The organism is Shouchella miscanthi, assembly GCF_007725405.1.
GTDB lineage: Bacteria > Bacillota > Bacilli > Bacillales > Bacillaceae_D > Shouchella > Shouchella hunanensis.
The window spans coordinates 1308270-1326162 of the sequence record NZ_CP042163.1 but is presented as its reverse complement, the minus strand read 5'-3'; the positions used below and the strand labels follow the sequence as shown (position 1 = coordinate 1326162).

Sequence of the window (17893 nt, the reverse complement as noted above, 5' to 3'; positions counted from 1 at the left end):
GTCGACCTTAACAGAGAGCACTAACACTCTCTGTTTTTCTTCGTGTCCTGCCACCATGTTCATTGTTACCAGTTGTCACTCTCCTTTACTTGAAAGGCGTATTGCCTTAATTCCTCTGTAACTGAATTAGTAGAATCGCATTGATCACAATAAATATGAGGCGCTTTTGTTACATATTGACTTAACACATATTCGGACAATTTCTTTGGTGTTCCACATTTGTTGCAAAACATGAGTACAGGCATATGCTCCTCCTATCTTTAGCTCCCCTAGCATAATTCCTACTAAATTCTTTCTTTCACAATTAATAAAGCCTTCTGCTCATTATCCGTCATTTCATCATGACCATCTGTTAGAACCTTTACAGCAACTTGCCCATTTTTCTGACGAATGAATCGAGCTACAATCGTTAATCCTTTGTATACATCTGCCGTATTGTTTCCATTCTGTTGAATGCTTAACATCTTAAACCCCCTTCGCTTAAGTAGAGCGCTTTCTACTTCTTAAAGAGAAGAACTTTATAAAAAATCAATCAGTATGAACAAATTTTTAAAGATTCATCACCTACAAAATTACAGAAAACTTAAACATTTATTCGGCGATCGTCTAATTATGTCGAAGCTATATATCTACAGAAATAAGACCTTTATAATAGAGACTCATTACATAAAAAGGGGTTTTATTTATGAAAAAGCTTTTATTATCTAGCGCTTTAGTGAGTTTAGTTGTATTAAGTGCATGTGGGGATGGAAACGAAGAAACAACAACGGATCCAGTAGAGGAAACATCTGCGGACAGTACAGAGACTTCAGACGAGAGCACTGAAGATGCTGACGAAACTGAAGAAGATACACAAGAAGAAAATGATAGCGCAACCAATGACACTACACTCGATACCGGCGAATTTGTCTATGAAATTAAAGAAATTGAGCAATTAGATAGCCAATATGATGCAAGTACACAAATCTTGGCAGTTGAATTAACCTTTACGAATAATAGTGAAGATGCAGTAAGCCCTTGGATATCCCAAGGCATTACCGCTGAACAAGAAACAGACACGACTGTGGAAACGTTAATGGGTTCAAATGGCCTATATCCTGAAGACTACAAAACGGAATTAGTTGAAATGGGCGATACAAACGTTAAACCAGGCGCTACTGTTGATGCAGTAATTGGTTTTGAAATCTTATACCCAGGTGAGCCAGTAACGTTAAAAGAATTTACTTATGGAGATAGCTCTTTCGAACGTGTTGTTGAAACAACAGAATAACGAAATTATTTACACCCGCTCAAATGAGCGGGTGTCTTTTATGTACTATCGTTTAGGGTTTTGAACCGTTTTAAAACGATTATTTCCTACTACACTGTACGTAAATGCAGTTGTCCCCTCTTTCTACTTAACGATGTAAAAAAGAGAGCTACCTTATGAGGAAGCTCTCTTTTTTCATTCTGTTTGTCTTTCTTTTTTTAATAGCTCACGTAACATCCTGTTAAATCAATGTTAAAACCGCCACACACTCCACATGATTTGTATTGAGTTAACATTTTGTACCTTGATGATTCTATTTGTTACCAATTGAATATTTTTGATCCTGCCTGTTATGTATTAAGGACTCCCACTATCAATTATTTGATTCTTTTTGTATGCCAATACAACATTATGATTTAAACTGCGTGGTCGTAACGTGGTCATGTGGTCAAAACCAGTCTTTCTTTCTATTAGTTTGACTGGTTTTATTTCCTTTTCCTATAATTAAAACATCATCTGTAGCAATCACAACTCCCCTTGGAACATCATAACTCTCAATAGTAGTTCTCATCTGTAACACTCCGATCCGCCCTGTCATTTATTGTTTTATCACGATATACCTTTTATTTGTTTCACTTGTCCAACTGCTCAACGTGCTCACATACGATTAAGATAAGTTCTCAACCATATGTCAACAAGGCGTCTAATGACGCCTGCTATTAATTGTAATATCTTAAGTATCAATAATTGGGTGTGATGGACCGCCACGCTTTTCAACTTTTTCATCGACTTTAACTAGTTCGTATTGATCATTAACCGTCGGAATTAAAACCGTTGCTAATACAACTACGATAGCCACCATTCCTTTTAATTTCTTCATCAAATCACCTCCTTTCATTAAGTAAATTATTTATTTCCCGTTCAAATATTGTTTTATAGAACAACATTCCCATTTTCACAATTTGCGCGTGCCCGTTCAATAGGTGTTGTATGTCTTTGGTTACCATCCCTTTATATAATGAAGTAAAAGGATTATCATTCCCGGTTTCATTTAATACTTCACTAGCTTTATCTAACTCTCCTCTTACAATATATTGATGAGCTAGTTCCTCGCCCTTTAGAGGAGTTTCGATAATTATTTTATGATAATTTAAGACAAACGGAATATCATTCGTTTTTAACTCTTCAGAGAAGGAATCGTGATGTGATCCTTTAAACAATAGTGCAGCTCTATCAATTTGTTTAATACTCTTATCACGATCTGTAAACATGTGAGAATGACCGGTAGTTAAATGTGCAGAAGCAACTAAGTAAAGAGGGGCTACATTACTATTTATCACAAAATCTGCGTAATACCTTGCCTTATCTACGTTATTGTTAAAATAGAGGTGAGCATTAGCAAAAAAAACGTACAGTTTAACCTTAAATGAATCTTTAATAAAACTACCTCTAACCTTATCCAACTTCGGTTCTAATCGATCAGCCATCTGTAATAAGATCCTATAATCATTTCTATAGGTAGAGACAGTCTCTATTAAATCTAGCTTGATTTTCATTTCTATTGAAGATACTTTTCCATAAAGACTCTTGCAACTCTCAACAATTTCTGATGTTGTCATATGGGGTTTTCTTCTATTTAAATCATATACATCTAACCAATCTTTAATCTCGCCTTTTTTATCACTGTGCATTGCGATTAGATTGTCTGTTAAATCCGCACGTTTATAATTAGATGCGAATTCAAGCGCATTCATTATTCCCAATGGCTTTTCAAGTTTGATACAATAATTGTCCATTATTTCAAGGAAATTACTAGGTGCCAAGAAACGGACAATTGCTATAACTGTTGCAAACTCTAAATCATTTTTACCAGCAGCTTTCAAAAATCTAGATATGTAGACTTGTGGAAGATCTATTGCGTTTGATATGTCCACTTGGGCAATATTCTTTTCGTTCATGTACCCTTTTACTATTTCATGTAAATACAAAGCAGACTCTAATGTGGCTTTGGTTTTCACAGTCATTCTATTCACCCCACTTACAATTTTAAAGAATTTTTATTTTCTGTAAGTTAATCGCATATAGATTCGCTTCCTTTTATTCTACAATATTCTTCTTAAATTCGATATTGGGAAAATTATAAACGAGATTTTATATAAAAAATGTCGAAACATGTTAGAAGTGTTGTTTTTTTAATAAAAAACTTATAAAAAGCGGAACTTACATTGGGAAATAAATTTGGTACTTTTATAATATCACAAAACACTTGTTCGTCAAATAGAAAAATAAAGTGGATTTTTATTTAAAATTTAAACACGAAACGGATTATTAACAGACTGTAAAACCGTCCCGATATATTCTAGGGGCGGAGGGCATCTATATGGAAACATTTGGCGAACGACTAGCCTACATACGAAAACGACATAACCTGTACCAATATGAGGTAGCGGATAAGTTAGGCATCCATAAAGTTACCTATGCTAATTATGAGCAGGATAAAAGACAGATGGATTACGCTACTCTTGTTAAGTTTTGCGAGCTATTCAATGTGTCATCTGATTTTCTGCTCGGTATCATTCATATACCACACAGAATTGATGAGTACTCTAAAGAAGAAGCTGACTTTATGAGACGCTCGCTCGATGTATATAGAGAAGTAAAACGAAATAAATATTAATAAAAAGAAAAAAAGCGCCGAATGAGGACGCTTCTTTTTTATGCCAAGGCTCCTCCGATCCCAACTAACAGATTCATAAATATTGGCATGAGCTGCACTAAAATATAGCCTATGCTTGCATTTTGTATCAATCCCACCCCTCGCTCTTTTTGATTGATCATAAACATTAGAGCGCCGCCTGTGAGCATCACAAGGGCAATAGGGTATGATAGTGCTTGGATCGCGTCAACAAGTGGCATAAACGCTTCTACAATAGTCTCCTTTGCGCTGTCAATCGGACTCCAAACAGGCATAGCATCCATTGGCATACTCTCGGTTGCGCTGGCATAAACTGTTTTAGCTTTGGTGTTGGATATAGTAATTGCGGTTGCCCCCGCTGCTAATCCAGTGCCAACTTTTATGTTTAGCTGTCTACTGGCAGCTCTTTTTTTAGTTTGTTTAGGTGGACATTCTTTATTATTTAAAAAATCACTGACTGATCCGACTGTTTTTACTCGCATGCTCTACCACTCCCTCGATATAATCATTGTCGATCATAGGTGTTTGAACAATGTATTTGCGGTCTGTTAGGTAAACGCCACGTCCTTTAATAAAGGGTAAATGCGCTGCATCCGTTATCCCCTCACCTAGCACGACTTCACTCGCTTTATCAGTCTGCAGCTTAAAGCACAATTTGGCATCACAGTTTTGTTTAATATTGTGGTTTAGCACCTCACTGTATGGCGTTTGCGTGGCATATATGAGTCGATATCCAAGTGCCCCGCCTATTCGTGCAATCCTAGATAAAATCACTTCACATTGGTTTTTAATTTGCCTAAGTTCCTTATCCTTCTCGATCCCCGGTGCTAACTCTGCCCCTTCATCAATAACGACAAAATGCCTTGCCTTTATACCTGCCTCTTGTACGTTCTCATAGCCACCAGCCTTTAGATAATCCATTACCCCATCCATTTGTACGTTGATTATTTCCAGTCTCTCCAACGCTTGCTCTGCGTCGCTCGCAATACCTTGTATCTGAGGACATTTGCTGTAACGGCTAAAGGTTAGGCCGCCTTTGAGATCGATCAGAGTAAATAAGGCATTATCAGGTTGATTTGATACAAGAGTTGTAATGGCCGTCTTTAAAAAAATTGATTTACCATACCTTGTCGTACCCGCCACAACCATGTGCATAATCTTATCAAAGTCGTGTTTGATTTCCTTATCTCGGGTCACCCCAATTGGCACCGTCCATCCTTTGCAATTATTTTCATATGGCAAAAGTTCCGTTAATGGTCGATTGTAAATCTTAACTTTTAGAGCAGTGTCATAGCTTAACAGTACCTCTTTTTTGTATGTCTCTCCGTTCGTAATTCGTTTTATATTGTGTTTTAGTCCCTGGTCGATATTTATATTTCTAATGTTGCCCAACTTAAATCCTTCCTTGGATCCATTCAAACTAGTTTCGATTGCCTCTTTCTTTTTCTTGAAATCGGAAAACGTCAAACCTTCAGGTAATCGGTACACATATTCGGTATGGTCCATCGCTTTCTTCGTCCTCAATAGCTTTGGCGTATCCTCTTTTTGGTTGTATTTGATGTATAAACCACACTTTCGGAATATCCGGTCTAACCTCTGTTTGTCGGTATGGCCCTCTTTAAGATACTCTGCCCCAATCCACGCTGCACCACCTAACAACAGCTCAAGGATCATCTTTGTGACCTAAGCATCGGATTATATGGAGGTGGTGTTTGTGGCTTCTTCGGTGTTACCACCTCGACCCTTTTAATCGGTAGTACCTTGTGCTCTGACTGTGGTGTAGCGCTGTGGGTAGTATCGGATGGTAGTAGCCCTTTTCTTTTAATCTCATCGTCTAACAATTTCTTTATAAACCGCGAGAATGATTTCTTTCCGATCAACTGTAGACGCAATATATCGTCTTTATTTGTCCTATTAAAACTAATGGATCGCACCCACTTGTTACTCATGTGATCACTCCTCTGTTGTCGATTGATACATGATATTAGCGGTATTGCTTGTATGAGAACTTAAAAGTAAATAAAAATAACTTTAAATTCTTAAAGGTTTATCCTAATTGAATATAGAAATCCATAAACGGTGATGAAAAATGAAGAGTAGAATAGGATTTTGGATAGATGAAAGAGGATTGCAAACGAAATACATTGCGAAAAAATTAGGCGTGACTACTGAACAAGTGACTAAATGGAAGCGCGGAGAAGGTCATCCACGAATACAAAGAGCTTTTGAGTTGGCAGCACTTTTGAACGTAAAAGTAGATGATTTATATGAGAGTGTCGATCATAGCGGTAATAACGAGTCTGAGAAATAAGAGAAGTTTTGACGGTAGTACCTGACGGGGATATACAACTAAAAGCTAATAGCTTAGCTTGGCGTGCTATTAGCTTATGATTGCGGACAAGTAGTTTATTACATAATTTTTCAAGTTTATCTTGTGTTCTCTAAGTTTTAAATAGTAAAATTAAATTTAGCAATGTTTACAATTTAATACATTAGGGGGCATTACATGAATAAGAAATTATCATTTTTACTAGCTGTTGGTCTTGTTACATTGACTGCTTGTGGTTCCGATGACGCGTCATCTAATAACCAAGATGAGGCTGATAATGAAGCAACAGCATCGGCAGAGACAGATACGACCGAGGATGAAACAGAAGAGGATCAAGACGACGAGGAAGAGGAGACAGACAGCGAAGACACTGGTTCAGATAACGATTGGGAAATGCAAGTTGGCGATACTAACGAAGATGGTGTTTTGCGCCTGCTAGGACGTAATGACACAACAGAAACAATTGAAACTGGCTCCATGTCTCTTGATTTACCTCAAGTAACAGTGAGCGAAGTTGTTGATTGGCCTGCTGAATTAGCTGACTTCTACGACTTCGAACCAACAGGCATCATTAGTATAGATATGGAAGTATCAAATTCCTCTGAGGACACAGTTAACTTCTACATGGATCAGGCGACTATAACTACAAATACTGGCGAACAATTAGACCCTGACTTCATGAGTTCTGATCATATCGGCGGCGAATTTATCGGTGCAGTTAATAAAAAAGGAACTATCGTTTACATGCTTGAGAACTCTGATCCTAACGAAGTCGAGTGGGTTAGAATCTTGATAAGCGCGCCTCATGATGATGATTTTGAAAGCGCTGGCGATGAAGTAGATGTACAAATTGATTTTTAAAAGAACCTTAATTGGTTCTTTTTTCTTGTTGTGCACAGAACATACATTCGTATATAATAAATCCAACTAAGAAAGGATGATTGAAATGGAACTACCTGAAAATCCTTTTGGTTGGGATCCGTTAACCGTAGAAGATCGACCAGAAATAAGTATACGCTCATACATTATCAATCGACTAACAAGAGAGTATTTACACAACATATATGACCGCTCACCCGATCTACACCAGCAGATACTTAAACTGATTGCAGATGACCAATTCGCTAAGAGACACTACTTCAAACAAGCGAACATTAAAGTTGAGGAAGAACCAAGCCAAGTGGATAATCTGTATTTAAATTGGCAGTACTGGTGTAAAGGACGCACAGGCATGGTTGGAGGGACAAGGTCGACACTAAAAAAAGATATAAAAAGGAATTTGTTGTATTATATGGGCAGGCTAAATGAATAAATGCCCTTTCGACGAGGCTTTTGAGATACGTTTAGAGGATCTAGACGAGGATCGACTGTGGGAAGAAATCTTAGCGGGTATAAGCGATGAGGATAAGCGCTTGAGTGTTACTAAGTCGTCGTAGCTTATGTGGCGGAAATGACAAATGTCGTTGCGTACGGAGACCGATTGATGTAGGTCTCTTTTTTGTTGCTCAGTGAAGGCAAAACCGTAATTGTAGAGTGCGTAGTTAACAACTTGATTGTAGTTACCATAATGATTGTTGGCGTTAGGGTACCGATCAATAATTGCATCATGGATGGACCATAGATAAGCGAATGCTTCAAATTCTCTTCTCATACTTAACCTCCTTAAATATCCTATTCTACACAAGTAACGATAAACCTTTAACAACTGTTTAGTAATGAATTAATTACCGATATATACTATAGTTATCTAAATAAGAGGTGATTTTAATTGAATGAGAACGATAAAAGTAAAAGTACAACTATTAATCAAGATGATTATCTAGATAAATTTGATAAAAAGAGAAAAATGATGGCTCTTAATTATGCTTTGGATATTAGAAAATTTGAAATAGAACTGTATTGGAAAAGAGCGACTTATTTTTGGACTTTTCTTGCTGCGACATTTGCTGGCTACTTTTTACTTGTATCCTCAGAAAGAGATATGTCATCAAGTATATATGTCGTTATTCTTAGTTGTATAGGATCGGTCTTTGCTTACAGTTGGTGGAAGGTCAATGAGGGTAGTAAAACCTGGCAAGATAACTGGGAGAGACAAGTCGATTTATTTGAGGATGATGTTTTAGGTCCGCTCTACAAATCCTTAATAATTAAAAATAATACACCTAAATTTTATTCAGTATCAAAGATAAATTTAAACTTAAGTAAGAATATCTTCCGTATTTGGTTGGGATTAGTTATAGTTCACAGCATTCTATTTATCGTGGACAAAATTTATAGATTTAACTCTCCCCCACCTGATTTACCTCCTGATTTTATACATGAATTTACTACAATAACTATTGTTGAATCTTTCTTATTAGTGATTGCATTCATTTCATTAAAAATAATTATAAAAATAATTGATAGTTCAACAAACAGTTCTCATGACCTAACTAATAAAGGTGAAGATGAGAACTATACAGTTTATTTAAGAGAAAATGGAAAATGATGTAATGATATTTAATAACCCCCTTGAGACCTCGCTGAGAAGCGGGGTTTTTGTGTTTATATTTATAACAATATATAAATGTTTAATGAATCCTTTGTATATATAAAGTATAATAAAAATTACAATCTTTTAGAAAAGGCGTGGGTATTTTGGCAACTGAAAAACCAATTGCGGACAGATTATTAGATAAAAGTCACGAAGCATTTATACTAGGAATTGAAATCTACAATAAACCCACCATACAATACAGAGTTGAGGGATTCGCCTTTTTTATCTGTAACGCTTGGGAACTAATGTTGAAATCACACCTTATAAAAAAATTTGGAGAAAATAGCATTTACTACAAAGAGAGCGATAGAACAATTTCGTTAGAGTATGCCGTTAAACAAATATTTACCAACGACAAAGACCCCTTAAGAAAAAATTTAGAAAAGATAATTGAGCTACGTAATACGAGCACTCACTTTATAACAGAAGAATATGAAATGGTTTATATTCCCTTGTTTCAATCATGCGTAATTAACTTTTCCGAGAAATTAAGTGAATTTCATAATTTTGATGTAACAACTCTAATTCCTCAAAATTTCCTTACACTAAATGTCTCAATGGAAGCGATTGATAATAGCAAGATAATCGCTAAATATCCAGAAGAAATTGCGAAGAAAATAATTGATGTAAATGAAGAGATTAGTTATCTTAGCAAGAAATCTAACGCTCATGGTAAATTTGCCATAGTTATAGAGCATCAACATTTTTTAGTAAAAGATAAGAGTAAAGCAACTTCATTCGTTGGCATCGATAATAATTCGGATGTGAAAATTAAGGTATTAAGAGAAATAAAAGATCCAAATAAAACACATCCTCATAGTGCAAAAAATTGTATTAATTCGTTAAAAAAGAGATTAGGTAAAAGCGAAATTGAATTTGGAATTAATATGCATGTATTCTTGTTATTCGTGGATTATTTCGAATTAAAATCAGATGAGGCTTATTGCTTTCAATTTCAATCTGGGGAATCGGGGAAACAAGTGATATACAGATACTCACAGAGAACAATCGATTTAATTTATAAAGAAATTGAAGCAGACCCTGAGTATATATATGATAAATTAAAAGAGGGCATGAAAAAAAGATAACCTCAGGGGCAAAGGAATTCTAAGTGGTTAACCACATACTCCCATTCGGGAACCCAGCCTTATCCATCGCAAGTTATCTTTATTATATATATTATATCTTATATCGAGATATATGTATAGTTTTTTATAACGTCTTAAGATAGCTGTATAATAGTGAATTTGTTTAACCCCGCCGAAGCGGGGCTTTTTTGTTTATCCCAACTGATTTACTCTTGCTCTAACTTGATTATACTGCGCCTGTGAGATACCTAATGACTTCCTACGCGCCTCATGTCCATTACCATGCTTGCCTGCTATCACCTCTCTAGCCATCTGGTCAACGGATTTAACAGGACTCTTTGTTCCGCCACCTGCACGACGGTTAACCTCAGCTCGCACTTTCTCGTATTCTGCCTGAGAAATTCCCAAGGATCTTCTACGGTTATCATGACCATTGCCATGTTGGTTGTTGATGACTTCCGTAGCCATTTGAGCAATGCTTTTTTTAGGCTTGGCTGGTGCTGGCTTTGATGATCCTAGACCTGATTTCCGGTTGACTTCCGCTCTCACCTTCTCGTATTCAGCTACACTGATACCTAATGATTTACGTCGGTTTTCGTGCCCGTTACCATGCTTTTGAGCGATTACTTCATCAGCCATTTGAGCGATGGATTTCTTCGATGGTTTAGGAGCAGGTCTATTATCAACAATTACCCCACCTGTCTTTGTATCGTTCGGAATCGTCACTTCTCCACCTAAATAAGCAATCGCCCCTTTAGCAATTGCCTCGCCTTGCGCTTTCAATTTGTCATCATCACGCATAACAGCCACATCGTGGCGAGAGTCCATGAACCCGCCCTCTGTTAGTATTGCAGGCATCCTCGTCTCTCTTGTGATATGCAGATTCGCCTTTTTAACCCCACGATCACGCAATCCCATTGCTTTAACATATAGAGGGTGTACAGCCGCCGCTAACCTTTCAGCGTCTGGGTGATTGCCATTTTGGGTAAAGGTTTCAATACCGGTCTCCTCATCTCTCCACCTAGAGCCCAAAGCGTTATGATGGACAGAGATATAAATATCAGCGCCCCATGAATTAGCGCGGTCTGTACGTGTTTTTAGCGATACATCTGTTTTACCCGTCGGATCATCTAAGCGTAATACCTCATGACCTGACGCTCTAAGGACAGCAATTGCGGCAAGTACTACCTTATTGTTAAAGTTCCATTCGTACTCACCCGCTGGTGTTCTTTTACCTGCTGTCGATCCATTACCTCCGTGTCCTGCACACATTGCAACTTTAGCCATAATTATTTCCCCTCCTTAGTTTGTCCATCACGATGTTTTACAAGTTCGAATAACCCTGTTGCTGATAGACCTGCAAAACCACCAGCCCATAACCTTAATGTTAATTCCATGTCAGTAAAAGGCGTTGCCGCCGCACCGATCGATAGACCGATAACCAACGCAATTAAAGGCAAAAGATTTACCTTCACCTTGAACGTCTTTTTAACCAACTCAATAAGTGCTAACACGATAGGTGCAAGCACTGTAGCGAACAATAAAACTTCCTGCATATAAATTCCTCCTCATAATAAATAGCCACCCCGAGTCTCACAGGATGGCTTACGTCGTTGGGAATCCCCCTAAAAGCTGTATGATGGCTAATATGATGACAGTAAAAATACCACCAGCGCCAAACACAATTTTAAGTAGCTCCCACTTCCCTTTTTGATTTTCCCTCTTCAACTCGTATTCTGATTCCACAACACCAAGTCGATCATCGACCTTATTTACGCTGTCTTTAACACCATTTACCGCGTCTTTAAATCCTTTTGTATTCTCTGCAATCTGTATCAGAACACCCTTTTGCTCAGAAAACAATATATGCAACTTATGGTGATCGTCCTTCATATCATCCATTTTTTTTACTACAGGAGCCAACTGCTTTTGAATCTCAACCTTTACTTCGGCTCTTGTAATCGGCGTGTTGTTCTCCATGCTATTCCTCCCAAGACAGCGATAGCCGCACTAAATAAACTCATAGCTAAATAGCGATAAGGCAATACGCTCGGTGTACCTGCATCAAATGAGGCTAATGCATATAAAAATAGCAAGATGGTTGTCATTAACCCTCCTGCAATAAACAATAAATATTGATATTTGGTTTCAGCGACTACCGCAATTGATAAAACCACAGCGGCCGCGAGAAATAATATTCCCCATCCGTACTGCGGTATTAATGTTGCCATCACTTTGTAAGTTTCAGATTGATAAAACAACCCTCGATCCGAGAAAATAAAGAAAATCCCTGTGACGCCCATATAGAATGTTAAGACTATTGACAGTGTGTCTAGCATGGTGTCATATTTGATCATCTTGTTCTCCTCCATCGCCTTCCCTCCTCTCATGTGCCATATTTATCAGGAGTTTTGGCTCGTTTACTCCCTTGTGTTTTGTGCTATAAATAAGTACCGCCTTTTCCTTGTGTAAGGCGTAGGGGAGTATCGGCTCCCCGTTTTCATGTTAGATCCAATGTCACTCCATAAAAGATGAGGTTTGATGCTACTAACGCATTTCTTAACCTCACCTGCCCGTCAGTTGAGATATCTAGGATTGCACTACCTGACACTAAACCCAACAACCCTCCTGTAAGTCCATCCAGCCCTACTACAAGCATTTTTGGCGTTATTGGTCTAAATCCTTGCGGCAAGACTGTAATGACCGTATTCGCTGATAGTAAACCCGAGCGAACGGCTCCTTGAAAACGAATTACATTCGGATTGAATTTAGCTACTTTTAAAGTGTGACCATCTAAATTGCGGTAGTTATTTTGTAGGGCCAAAGAGTTCCAAGGTGGATTAGCACCCATTGCTTTTGCCATTTCCATTGCTTGATCCGCTTTCTCCTGATGGGTTAATTCTTCAGGCACTTTCCTCAAGACAACACCTCCTTTATTAAGATTTCAATTGGTGCATTTATCGGTGGTGCATCAGTAAAACTAATTTGCGTTGTGCTTGTTTCGTTATAATCCGGTATGAATCCAACGGGCAATAAGTCAGCAGGAGTTCCACTTATACGCTTCGTATAGCCTACATACACGTCTAATTGGTTCATGCCAATATCATAAGAAAAAGGCAATGTAAAAACCGTTTGAGTACCGTCACCTATGAATAAGGCTCTTGACCTATTGCGGTTATTGGCTTGATTTAAAGCATCACTAGCTTCTTGCTGTGCAGAAGCTACTTTTTCATCAACCTTGTTCAAATCATCGCGTACCGCTCTAATATCCGCTTCCACATCGCTAGATGAAGGGTTGCTATCCCATCTACGAACTTGCTCGAGCGTTACATGTCGTGTCATATCGTTAATATGATTTGATAAATCTTGACTGTTTCCACTAACTGCTTGTTGAGCAGCCTTTGCTACTTCATTAGCGTTGATTGACTCTTGCCTAGCGACCGCAACAGATGCATTCAACACATCGATGCGTTTGTTATTCTGTTCAAGACCATTGATTTTGTCTGTGATGTCACGACGAAAAGAGCCCAGTTCGACAACGGGACTTCTGTTTTCATATGGATAGCGCTCGACGGAAATGATCTTCGCTTGAATATCGAGCTGCATCTTTTCATGTATGGCCCAAATATAGTCCCCTAATTGAAAGTCATGTAGCTTAAGACCATTCTCTACTAATTCCTCGTATTCCACTTCTAAGTGATAGTGCGGCAGTCCACTTGCTCTACGCGCCGCCTCTGCATCAATACCAGCTTGGGTGGTAAAGCGGTCATCCTGAAAGAATGCTTTATACAAGCGCTTATTACCAGTTTCGTGATCGGTATACCGTCCGCTATGTTCAGACTCGTATATCGTTTTAACAATCGGTTGGTCAGTCTCCTCATTCATTCGCCCCCAACCTTCGATGTACGTGATGATATCAGATCCGTCTTGATGCTCACGAATCGATTTAAGGTTGTGACCGTGACGGAATTGACCATCGGTGTAGCGCGCAATTTCAACCGCTATCGTTAAATGTCTGCCGCTTATTCGGTAATGGACACCAAAACGATCCATAATCTGTTGCATCATTTCAAGCGCCGAAGCGCGGCCGAAGTTTTCAAAGTCTTCACTAGGCAAGTCTGCACCGACAAAGGTATATGTGACACCTGTGTTTGCTAAAGCAAGATCAAGCGCTCGTCTGATACGCAAGGCGCCTGTTGTTTCGGTTGTTTGATACTCAGCTTTTAAGATATCAAATATCTCATGACGCGCCTCTATAGACTTTACGACAGTGGTGCCGAGTGGATCGTGGTCGTATGGATCAATGACATAGCGCTCGTTCTCGAATATGATCGCTTCTTTTGGCAAGAGGAGATCAAATAAATGAGCATTACTCTCATCCTTTTGGATGCTGAATGAGAAAGATTTCTCGCCATCGTCGGTTTCTCGCGCTGCCTCGGCAAAGGTGCCTGTGAGTGGTTCAAATACACCGGACATAGTTTGGATAATAATTGGATCAGGTTTTTTCATAGACCCTCCTTTCAATGAAAAAAGCACCCCAATCGAGATGCTTCATTGCACTAAGTGCTTTCTATATTGTTCTTGCTTGTATTCCTTTGTTATGTGAGCATATCGCAATGTTGTTTGCGGATTGCTATGTCCAAGGATTTCTTGAACCGCTTCTAACTTTGCACCATTATTTAAAGTCAAAGTCGCGAATGTATGCCTTAGCACGTGACACGAAACTTTATGATCAAGATCACAATTCTTTGCTATTTTTTTGATCTCATCTTGGATGGTCTTTTTATCCATACGTCTGATCGGCGACCGCTGCGTAACCATCAATGCAGGACAATCATCATTTCGCGATTTTAGATACTTGTTAAGGTGGTACATGGCTTTGAACGACAAGTAAACCTCTCGCTCTTTATCACCTTTCCCGACAACGTTGCTACTCATGTTTTGTGCATTGATATCAGATCGATCAAGAGAGTGTATCTCTGACAAACGACAACCAGTGGCGTAAAACACCTCTAAAAAGGCTCGTTGTCGTATCGTTTTACACGATTCCCTCATTAGTTCTAATTCTTCTATCGTCAACGCTTTCGGCATGCGTTTTTCAGTCTTAGGTGGATTTATTTTCAAAGTTGGATCACGCTGAATAAACTCTTCGGCGACAAGCCATCCAAAGAATGACTTTAACACCGATAGCTTTTTCCCAATTGTGCTCATTTTTCGATTTTCGTAGCTGGAAAGGTACGTTCTAATGTCCGCACTCGTAATATGCTCAGTCTGTTTGTTATGATGATCCATGTGCTTACAAAAGAGCCTGAGATCAATGCCGTAACCTTTTATGGTCTCTTTGCTTCTGTTCTCAAGCTTCTTGGCTGAAAGGAACATCTCAACCTTTTTAGGTAAGTCTGACTCGACTTGTTGGGCTCGAGACTGTTTTACATGGTACTTGGATACAATAAATGACACTTTGTTTCTAAGCTTGTCCACATCAATCCCTGGCACAAGATCATACACAAGTGCAACCATTTCAGACAACAAATACTCTTGCGCGTTGACTTCCATTCTTGCTACGTTATTCATTTTTTATTCCCCCAGCGGAATGTATTGCGCTTTAGACAACACCTGCCAATAAAAATAGAGCAGGTGCGCATCTGGGTGCGCTGACGGTCAGGGAGCTACCCTTTCCTACCTACTCCTAGGCTATCATACCACGTTTTTCCATTCAACAAATAGACGAACATTTGTGCTTGATATTATTCGACAATTACCAGACAGTAGCGTCCTACTCCTCTGAAACAACGTCTTTTGCATCCTCAAAACGGTCTATTGTCTTTAAAAATTCATAGCCTTGTTCAAAAACATCTCCACCTTCATACGGGATGTCAACAATAAAAGAATCAATATAGGGCGCTCCCAATTCTGCCTGCGATTGATTCGCGTAAACTTTCACATCAATTGCCATGCTGTTACGATTCCCTTGAAACGTATCGATCCTCGCAAAAGCCCTGCGTGCCAGAAGACCATTGTTTAGCTCATAATAGGGTATTTCCAAACCTATAATCATTAAATACCACCTCTATTTAATCTGGCTTCTATAGCTTCAAATCGGTTAATAAGAACAATATAATGCTGTTGAGTGTAAAACCCTTGAGCATTTGTATCTCTTTGCCAATCATCTTGAGATCCTAGTCCAACCGCCGTATAAGAAACCCCGTTAACAATAGCCTTTTGCCCCACATAGTTTGGTGTAAAACCGATACTACGTCTCACACCCAATTGTACAGGCACCCAGGTACCGGGTGTCCCACTAGCGGCGCATACCCATTTTTCAATTCCACCACTATCAGGATTCGTATTTTTACAAACATCGCCAGTTTTCCACGTCCCGGTTGTTGGTACTGAATCAGCCCAAAACTCGCTATTTTGAACACGTCCTAATACATACGGTGTGTTACTTAAAAACTGTAGCTGGTTATTCCCTCTAATTATTAAGCCCCTTGCATTTGCACGACAGGCACGTTGTTCATTATCTCCGAACACGACTACTGGGTTTTCAACCTTATTGATATTAATCTCAACCGACACGCCTTGCGCCGAAGTCCCTCTAAATCTGTTGCGATCAACAAAGCCTACCGCTTCTTTACCATTGAAATAAATCATCCTTTGATAAGCGGCTGTAAACACTTCAACGTCATTATCGTAAAATTTGAAGTTTTTAACTGAACCGATACCGAAATATTCGTGATTGTTAGCGTTTATAGGTTGCAAAAATCCATTTTGATAAATAAACAAGTTACCAACTACGTCATCCATATTTCGATAAACAATGAATTGACCTCTATCAATACTGCTGTTATCGCAGTCGTTATTGCAGAAAGTTATACTTTTAGTATTTCCTGCAATCGCAACCAATTTATTTGGGACATTAGCAAAGCGGTTGTTTGCTATGATATACGATCCACCTGACAGTACTATACTTTCATCATACCGATCGTCAAATTGACACGCTGTTACAAGAACACTATCTACTGTAGATAAGAAGTATAGTGAGTTATCTCGAACATCTTTAAAAAAGCTGGAAACCACGATATGGTTTCCGTGCGAAATAACAATAGCTTGATTTACTTTATTGAAGCTACAATCAGATATTAACGTGCCATCACTCTTCTCGCCTTGAATGGTAATGCATCGGTTCAATTCATTAACTCCGACTCCGTATTGAAAACCGTGATTTTCAAAATCGAGCCCAATTAACTTTCCGTTAATACAGTTATGCAATCTCACGCCACTATCGGTCGTGCCGTGTCCGAAATCTTTGCTATACCCAGTAAACGAGCAATAAATAATCGAGAAGTTTGTACACTCATTCAATGCTAATGATGTTCGCCCACGATTTTCCTGATCGAAATCAAGACCGTTAATTATTAGTCCATCAATTTTGTCAAACTGAAGCAATACATCTTGTCCATCTGTAGTAGGTTTAATTTTTGTTTTAAATCCCAACAGATTCACATGCTTCTCACACTTAATTGTTGATCCTGTGTAGTATTCTTTATCGCCAAGTACGAGTGTATCACCTGGAGCTATGTCAATCAAAGCTCTTTCCAACCGACCTTTATCATCATTTTCTGGAATTAAACGTTTATAAACAGCCATAGAAACAACTTTATCACCACCAACCGAGTGTAGTGCTGTTTGTGCCAACTGCGCGGTAGTCCGTTGCTGTACCGCGTCCAATTTAGCGGATGCATTTGGGTAAACTTTACCGTCTTCTACATCCACGCGAATCATTTTGGTTTCGTCTAATTGCTCTTGCCCGTCCACTGCTTCAAATAGACGTTTCTGCGTAATTTCGCTTTTCCAATCTGCGGAAGCCGCTTTATCTTCTGCTTTCTGCGAACGCTCACGCGCTTCCTTTGACTCCTTATGCAATCCCGTTATATCTTCAAGCGTTTGATAAAGCCGTGGGCCTACCTGATCATTAATACCTGACATGCAATCC

General features: G+C 38.7%; 24 protein-coding genes. 7 read left to right on the top strand and 17 right to left on the bottom strand.

Annotation, left to right across the window (positions count from 1 at the left end; translation table 11 throughout):
• Positions 1 to 65 precede the first annotated feature (65 nt).
• Positions 66 to 245 (bottom strand): hypothetical protein, encoded by a 180-nt coding sequence (locus FPV17_RS06540; protein ID WP_035393185.1) that lies wholly within the window; start codon positions 243 to 245, stop codon positions 66 to 68.
• Between the two features lie 39 nt (positions 246 to 284).
• Positions 285 to 464: a hypothetical protein gene (locus tag FPV17_RS06535; protein ID WP_035393187.1), complete on the bottom strand. Its 180-nt coding sequence runs from the start codon at positions 462 to 464 to the stop codon at positions 285 to 287.
• A 221-nt stretch (positions 465 to 685) separates the two neighbouring features.
• Between FPV17_RS06535 and FPV17_RS06530 the strand changes: the two genes are divergently transcribed.
• The gene (locus FPV17_RS06530; RefSeq protein ID WP_035393190.1) at positions 686 to 1270 is read left to right on the top strand and encodes a DUF5067 domain-containing protein; all 585 of its coding nucleotides are present in this window, start codon (positions 686 to 688) and stop codon (positions 1268 to 1270) included.
• Between the two features lie 427 nt (positions 1271 to 1697).
• Here the strand turns inward: FPV17_RS06530 and FPV17_RS22375 are convergent, their stop codons facing one another.
• The 3 genes from FPV17_RS22375 to FPV17_RS06525 form a co-directional block, all read right to left on the bottom strand.
• Entirely contained in the window at positions 1698 to 1820 is a 123-nt protein-coding gene (locus tag FPV17_RS22375; protein ID WP_281284335.1) for a hypothetical protein, read from the bottom strand.
• Between the two features lie 162 nt (positions 1821 to 1982).
• Positions 1983 to 2129, bottom strand: coding sequence for a hypothetical protein (locus FPV17_RS21795; RefSeq protein ID WP_186370745.1), 147 nt, complete (start codon positions 2127 to 2129; stop codon positions 1983 to 1985).
• Between the two features lie 4 nt (positions 2130 to 2133).
• Positions 2134 to 3273 (bottom strand): AimR family lysis-lysogeny pheromone receptor, encoded by a 1140-nt coding sequence (locus tag FPV17_RS06525; protein WP_144558557.1) that lies wholly within the window; start codon positions 3271 to 3273, stop codon positions 2134 to 2136.
• Between the two features lie 356 nt (positions 3274 to 3629).
• On the opposite strand from FPV17_RS06525, the gene FPV17_RS06520 reads away from it, so the two are divergent.
• Entirely contained in the window at positions 3630 to 3926 is a 297-nt protein-coding gene (locus FPV17_RS06520; RefSeq protein WP_144558556.1) for a helix-turn-helix domain-containing protein, read from the top strand.
• A gap of 38 nt (positions 3927 to 3964) precedes the next feature.
• On the opposite strand, the gene FPV17_RS06515 is transcribed toward FPV17_RS06520, so the two are convergent.
• From FPV17_RS06515 to FPV17_RS06505, 3 genes are all read right to left on the bottom strand, one after another.
• Positions 3965 to 4426, bottom strand: a complete 462-nt coding sequence (locus FPV17_RS06515) for a pilin (protein WP_144558555.1) — start codon at positions 4424 to 4426, stop codon at positions 3965 to 3967.
• Positions 4395 to 5450, bottom strand: coding sequence for an FtsK/SpoIIIE domain-containing protein (locus tag FPV17_RS06510; protein ID WP_246117145.1), 1056 nt, complete (start codon positions 5448 to 5450; stop codon positions 4395 to 4397). Before FPV17_RS06510 ends, FPV17_RS06515 begins: the two co-directional genes overlap by 32 nt.
• A 164-nt stretch (positions 5451 to 5614) precedes the next feature.
• Positions 5615 to 5893 carry a hypothetical protein gene (locus tag FPV17_RS06505; protein WP_144558553.1) on the bottom strand — a complete coding sequence of 93 codons (279 nt, stop codon included), beginning with the start codon at positions 5891 to 5893 and terminating at the stop codon, positions 5615 to 5617.
• Positions 5894 to 6033: 140 nt separating this feature from the next.
• Here FPV17_RS06505 and FPV17_RS06500 point away from each other — a divergent pair, with 140 nt between their 5' ends.
• The 5 genes from FPV17_RS06500 to FPV17_RS06480 all read left to right on the top strand — a co-directional run bounded on the left by FPV17_RS06500 (position 6034) and on the right by FPV17_RS06480 (position 9897).
• The gene (locus FPV17_RS06500) at positions 6034 to 6255 is read left to right on the top strand and encodes a helix-turn-helix transcriptional regulator (RefSeq protein WP_144558552.1); all 222 of its coding nucleotides are present in this window, start codon (positions 6034 to 6036) and stop codon (positions 6253 to 6255) included.
• Positions 6256 to 6450: 195 nt separating this feature from the next.
• Complete coding sequence (locus FPV17_RS06495) at positions 6451 to 7134, top strand: hypothetical protein (protein ID WP_144558551.1); 684 nt, start codon at positions 6451 to 6453, stop codon at positions 7132 to 7134.
• Positions 7135 to 7219: 85 nt separating this feature from the next.
• Positions 7220 to 7585 (top strand): YhjD family protein, encoded by a 366-nt coding sequence (locus FPV17_RS06490; RefSeq protein WP_144558550.1) that lies wholly within the window; start codon positions 7220 to 7222, stop codon positions 7583 to 7585.
• Between the two features lie 456 nt (positions 7586 to 8041).
• On the top strand, positions 8042 to 8761 hold the full coding sequence (locus FPV17_RS06485) for a RipA family octameric membrane protein (protein WP_144558549.1): 720 nt from the start codon (positions 8042 to 8044) through the stop codon (positions 8759 to 8761).
• Positions 8762 to 8910: 149 nt separating this feature from the next.
• The gene (locus FPV17_RS06480) at positions 8911 to 9897 is read left to right on the top strand and encodes a DUF3644 domain-containing protein (protein WP_246117053.1); all 987 of its coding nucleotides are present in this window, start codon (positions 8911 to 8913) and stop codon (positions 9895 to 9897) included.
• A 192-nt stretch (positions 9898 to 10089) separates the two neighbouring features.
• Here the strand turns inward: FPV17_RS06480 and FPV17_RS06475 are convergent, their stop codons facing one another.
• The 9 genes from FPV17_RS06475 to FPV17_RS06435 all read right to left on the bottom strand — a co-directional run bounded on the left by FPV17_RS06475 (position 10090) and on the right by FPV17_RS06435 (position 17886).
• On the bottom strand, positions 10090 to 11184 hold the full coding sequence (locus FPV17_RS06475; RefSeq protein ID WP_144558548.1) for an N-acetylmuramoyl-L-alanine amidase: 1095 nt from the start codon (positions 11182 to 11184) through the stop codon (positions 10090 to 10092).
• Positions 11185 to 11186: 2 nt separating this feature from the next.
• On the bottom strand, positions 11187 to 11453 hold the full coding sequence (locus FPV17_RS06470) for a holin (RefSeq protein WP_144558547.1): 267 nt from the start codon (positions 11451 to 11453) through the stop codon (positions 11187 to 11189).
• A 49-nt stretch (positions 11454 to 11502) separates the two neighbouring features.
• Positions 11503 to 11877: a hypothetical protein gene (locus FPV17_RS06465; RefSeq protein ID WP_144558546.1), complete on the bottom strand. Its 375-nt coding sequence runs from the start codon at positions 11875 to 11877 to the stop codon at positions 11503 to 11505.
• The gene (locus FPV17_RS06460) at positions 11841 to 12269 is read right to left on the bottom strand and encodes a hypothetical protein (RefSeq protein WP_144558545.1); all 429 of its coding nucleotides are present in this window, start codon (positions 12267 to 12269) and stop codon (positions 11841 to 11843) included. The genes FPV17_RS06465 and FPV17_RS06460 overlap by 37 nt, the downstream gene beginning before the upstream one ends.
• Before the next feature lie 128 nt (positions 12270 to 12397).
• Positions 12398 to 12817, bottom strand: a complete 420-nt coding sequence (locus FPV17_RS06455; protein WP_144558544.1) for a hypothetical protein — start codon at positions 12815 to 12817, stop codon at positions 12398 to 12400.
• On the bottom strand, positions 12814 to 14406 hold the full coding sequence (locus FPV17_RS06450) for a phage tail protein (RefSeq protein WP_144558543.1): 1593 nt from the start codon (positions 14404 to 14406) through the stop codon (positions 12814 to 12816). The genes FPV17_RS06455 and FPV17_RS06450 overlap by 4 nt, the downstream gene beginning before the upstream one ends.
• A gap of 42 nt (positions 14407 to 14448) precedes the next feature.
• Positions 14449 to 15471 carry a site-specific tyrosine recombinase/integron integrase gene (gene xerA / locus FPV17_RS06445; RefSeq protein WP_246117054.1) on the bottom strand — a complete coding sequence of 341 codons (1023 nt, stop codon included), beginning with the start codon at positions 15469 to 15471 and terminating at the stop codon, positions 14449 to 14451.
• 202 nt (positions 15472 to 15673) lie between these two features.
• A complete protein-coding gene (locus tag FPV17_RS06440; RefSeq protein WP_144558542.1) occupies positions 15674 to 15955 on the bottom strand; it encodes a hypothetical protein in 282 nt (93 codons plus the stop codon).
• Positions 15955 to 17886 (bottom strand): hypothetical protein, encoded by a 1932-nt coding sequence (locus tag FPV17_RS06435; protein WP_144558541.1) that lies wholly within the window; start codon positions 17884 to 17886, stop codon positions 15955 to 15957. The genes FPV17_RS06440 and FPV17_RS06435 overlap by 1 nt, the downstream gene beginning before the upstream one ends.
• Positions 17887 to 17893 lie beyond the last annotated feature (7 nt).

Excerpts from the sequence above, each read along its gene's own strand:
- FPV17_RS06540 (WP_035393185.1), bottom strand. The coding sequence starts at position 245 with ATGCCTGTACTCATGTTTTGCAACAAATGTGGAACACCAAAGAAATTG.
- FPV17_RS06535 (WP_035393187.1), bottom strand. The coding sequence starts at position 464 with ATGTTAAGCATTCAACAGAATGGAAACAATACGGCAGATGTATACAAA.
- FPV17_RS06530 (WP_035393190.1), top strand. The coding sequence starts at position 686 with ATGAAAAAGCTTTTATTATCTAGCGCTTTAGTGAGTTTAGTTGTATTA.
- FPV17_RS22375 (WP_281284335.1), bottom strand. The coding sequence starts at position 1,820 with ATGAGAACTACTATTGAGAGTTATGATGTTCCAAGGGGAGTTGTGATT.
- FPV17_RS21795 (WP_186370745.1), bottom strand. The coding sequence starts at position 2,129 with ATGAAGAAATTAAAAGGAATGGTGGCTATCGTAGTTGTATTAGCAACG.
- FPV17_RS06525 (WP_144558557.1), bottom strand. The coding sequence starts at position 3,273 with ATGACTGTGAAAACCAAAGCCACATTAGAGTCTGCTTTGTATTTACAT.
- FPV17_RS06520 (WP_144558556.1), top strand. The coding sequence starts at position 3,630 with ATGGAAACATTTGGCGAACGACTAGCCTACATACGAAAACGACATAAC.
- FPV17_RS06515 (WP_144558555.1), bottom strand. The coding sequence starts at position 4,426 with ATGCGAGTAAAAACAGTCGGATCAGTCAGTGATTTTTTAAATAATAAA.
- FPV17_RS06510 (WP_246117145.1), bottom strand. The coding sequence starts at position 5,450 with ATGGACCATACCGAATATGTGTACCGATTACCTGAAGGTTTGACGTTT.
- FPV17_RS06505 (WP_144558553.1), bottom strand. The coding sequence starts at position 5,893 with ATGAGTAACAAGTGGGTGCGATCCATTAGTTTTAATAGGACAAATAAA.
- FPV17_RS06500 (WP_144558552.1), top strand. The coding sequence starts at position 6,034 with ATGAAGAGTAGAATAGGATTTTGGATAGATGAAAGAGGATTGCAAACG.
- FPV17_RS06495 (WP_144558551.1), top strand. The coding sequence starts at position 6,451 with ATGAATAAGAAATTATCATTTTTACTAGCTGTTGGTCTTGTTACATTG.
- FPV17_RS06490 (WP_144558550.1), top strand. The coding sequence starts at position 7,220 with ATGGAACTACCTGAAAATCCTTTTGGTTGGGATCCGTTAACCGTAGAA.
- FPV17_RS06475 (WP_144558548.1), bottom strand. The coding sequence starts at position 11,184 with ATGGCTAAAGTTGCAATGTGTGCAGGACACGGAGGTAATGGATCGACA.
- FPV17_RS06470 (WP_144558547.1), bottom strand. The coding sequence starts at position 11,453 with ATGCAGGAAGTTTTATTGTTCGCTACAGTGCTTGCACCTATCGTGTTA.
- FPV17_RS06465 (WP_144558546.1), bottom strand. The coding sequence starts at position 11,877 with ATGGAGAACAACACGCCGATTACAAGAGCCGAAGTAAAGGTTGAGATT.
- FPV17_RS06460 (WP_144558545.1), bottom strand. The coding sequence starts at position 12,269 with ATGGAGGAGAACAAGATGATCAAATATGACACCATGCTAGACACACTG.
- FPV17_RS06450 (WP_144558543.1), bottom strand. The coding sequence starts at position 14,406 with ATGAAAAAACCTGATCCAATTATTATCCAAACTATGTCCGGTGTATTT.
- xerA (WP_246117054.1), bottom strand. The coding sequence starts at position 15,471 with ATGAATAACGTAGCAAGAATGGAAGTCAACGCGCAAGAGTATTTGTTG.
- FPV17_RS06440 (WP_144558542.1), bottom strand. The coding sequence starts at position 15,955 with ATGATTATAGGTTTGGAAATACCCTATTATGAGCTAAACAATGGTCTT.
- FPV17_RS06435 (WP_144558541.1), bottom strand. The coding sequence starts at position 17,886 with ATGTCAGGTATTAATGATCAGGTAGGCCCACGGCTTTATCAAACGCTT.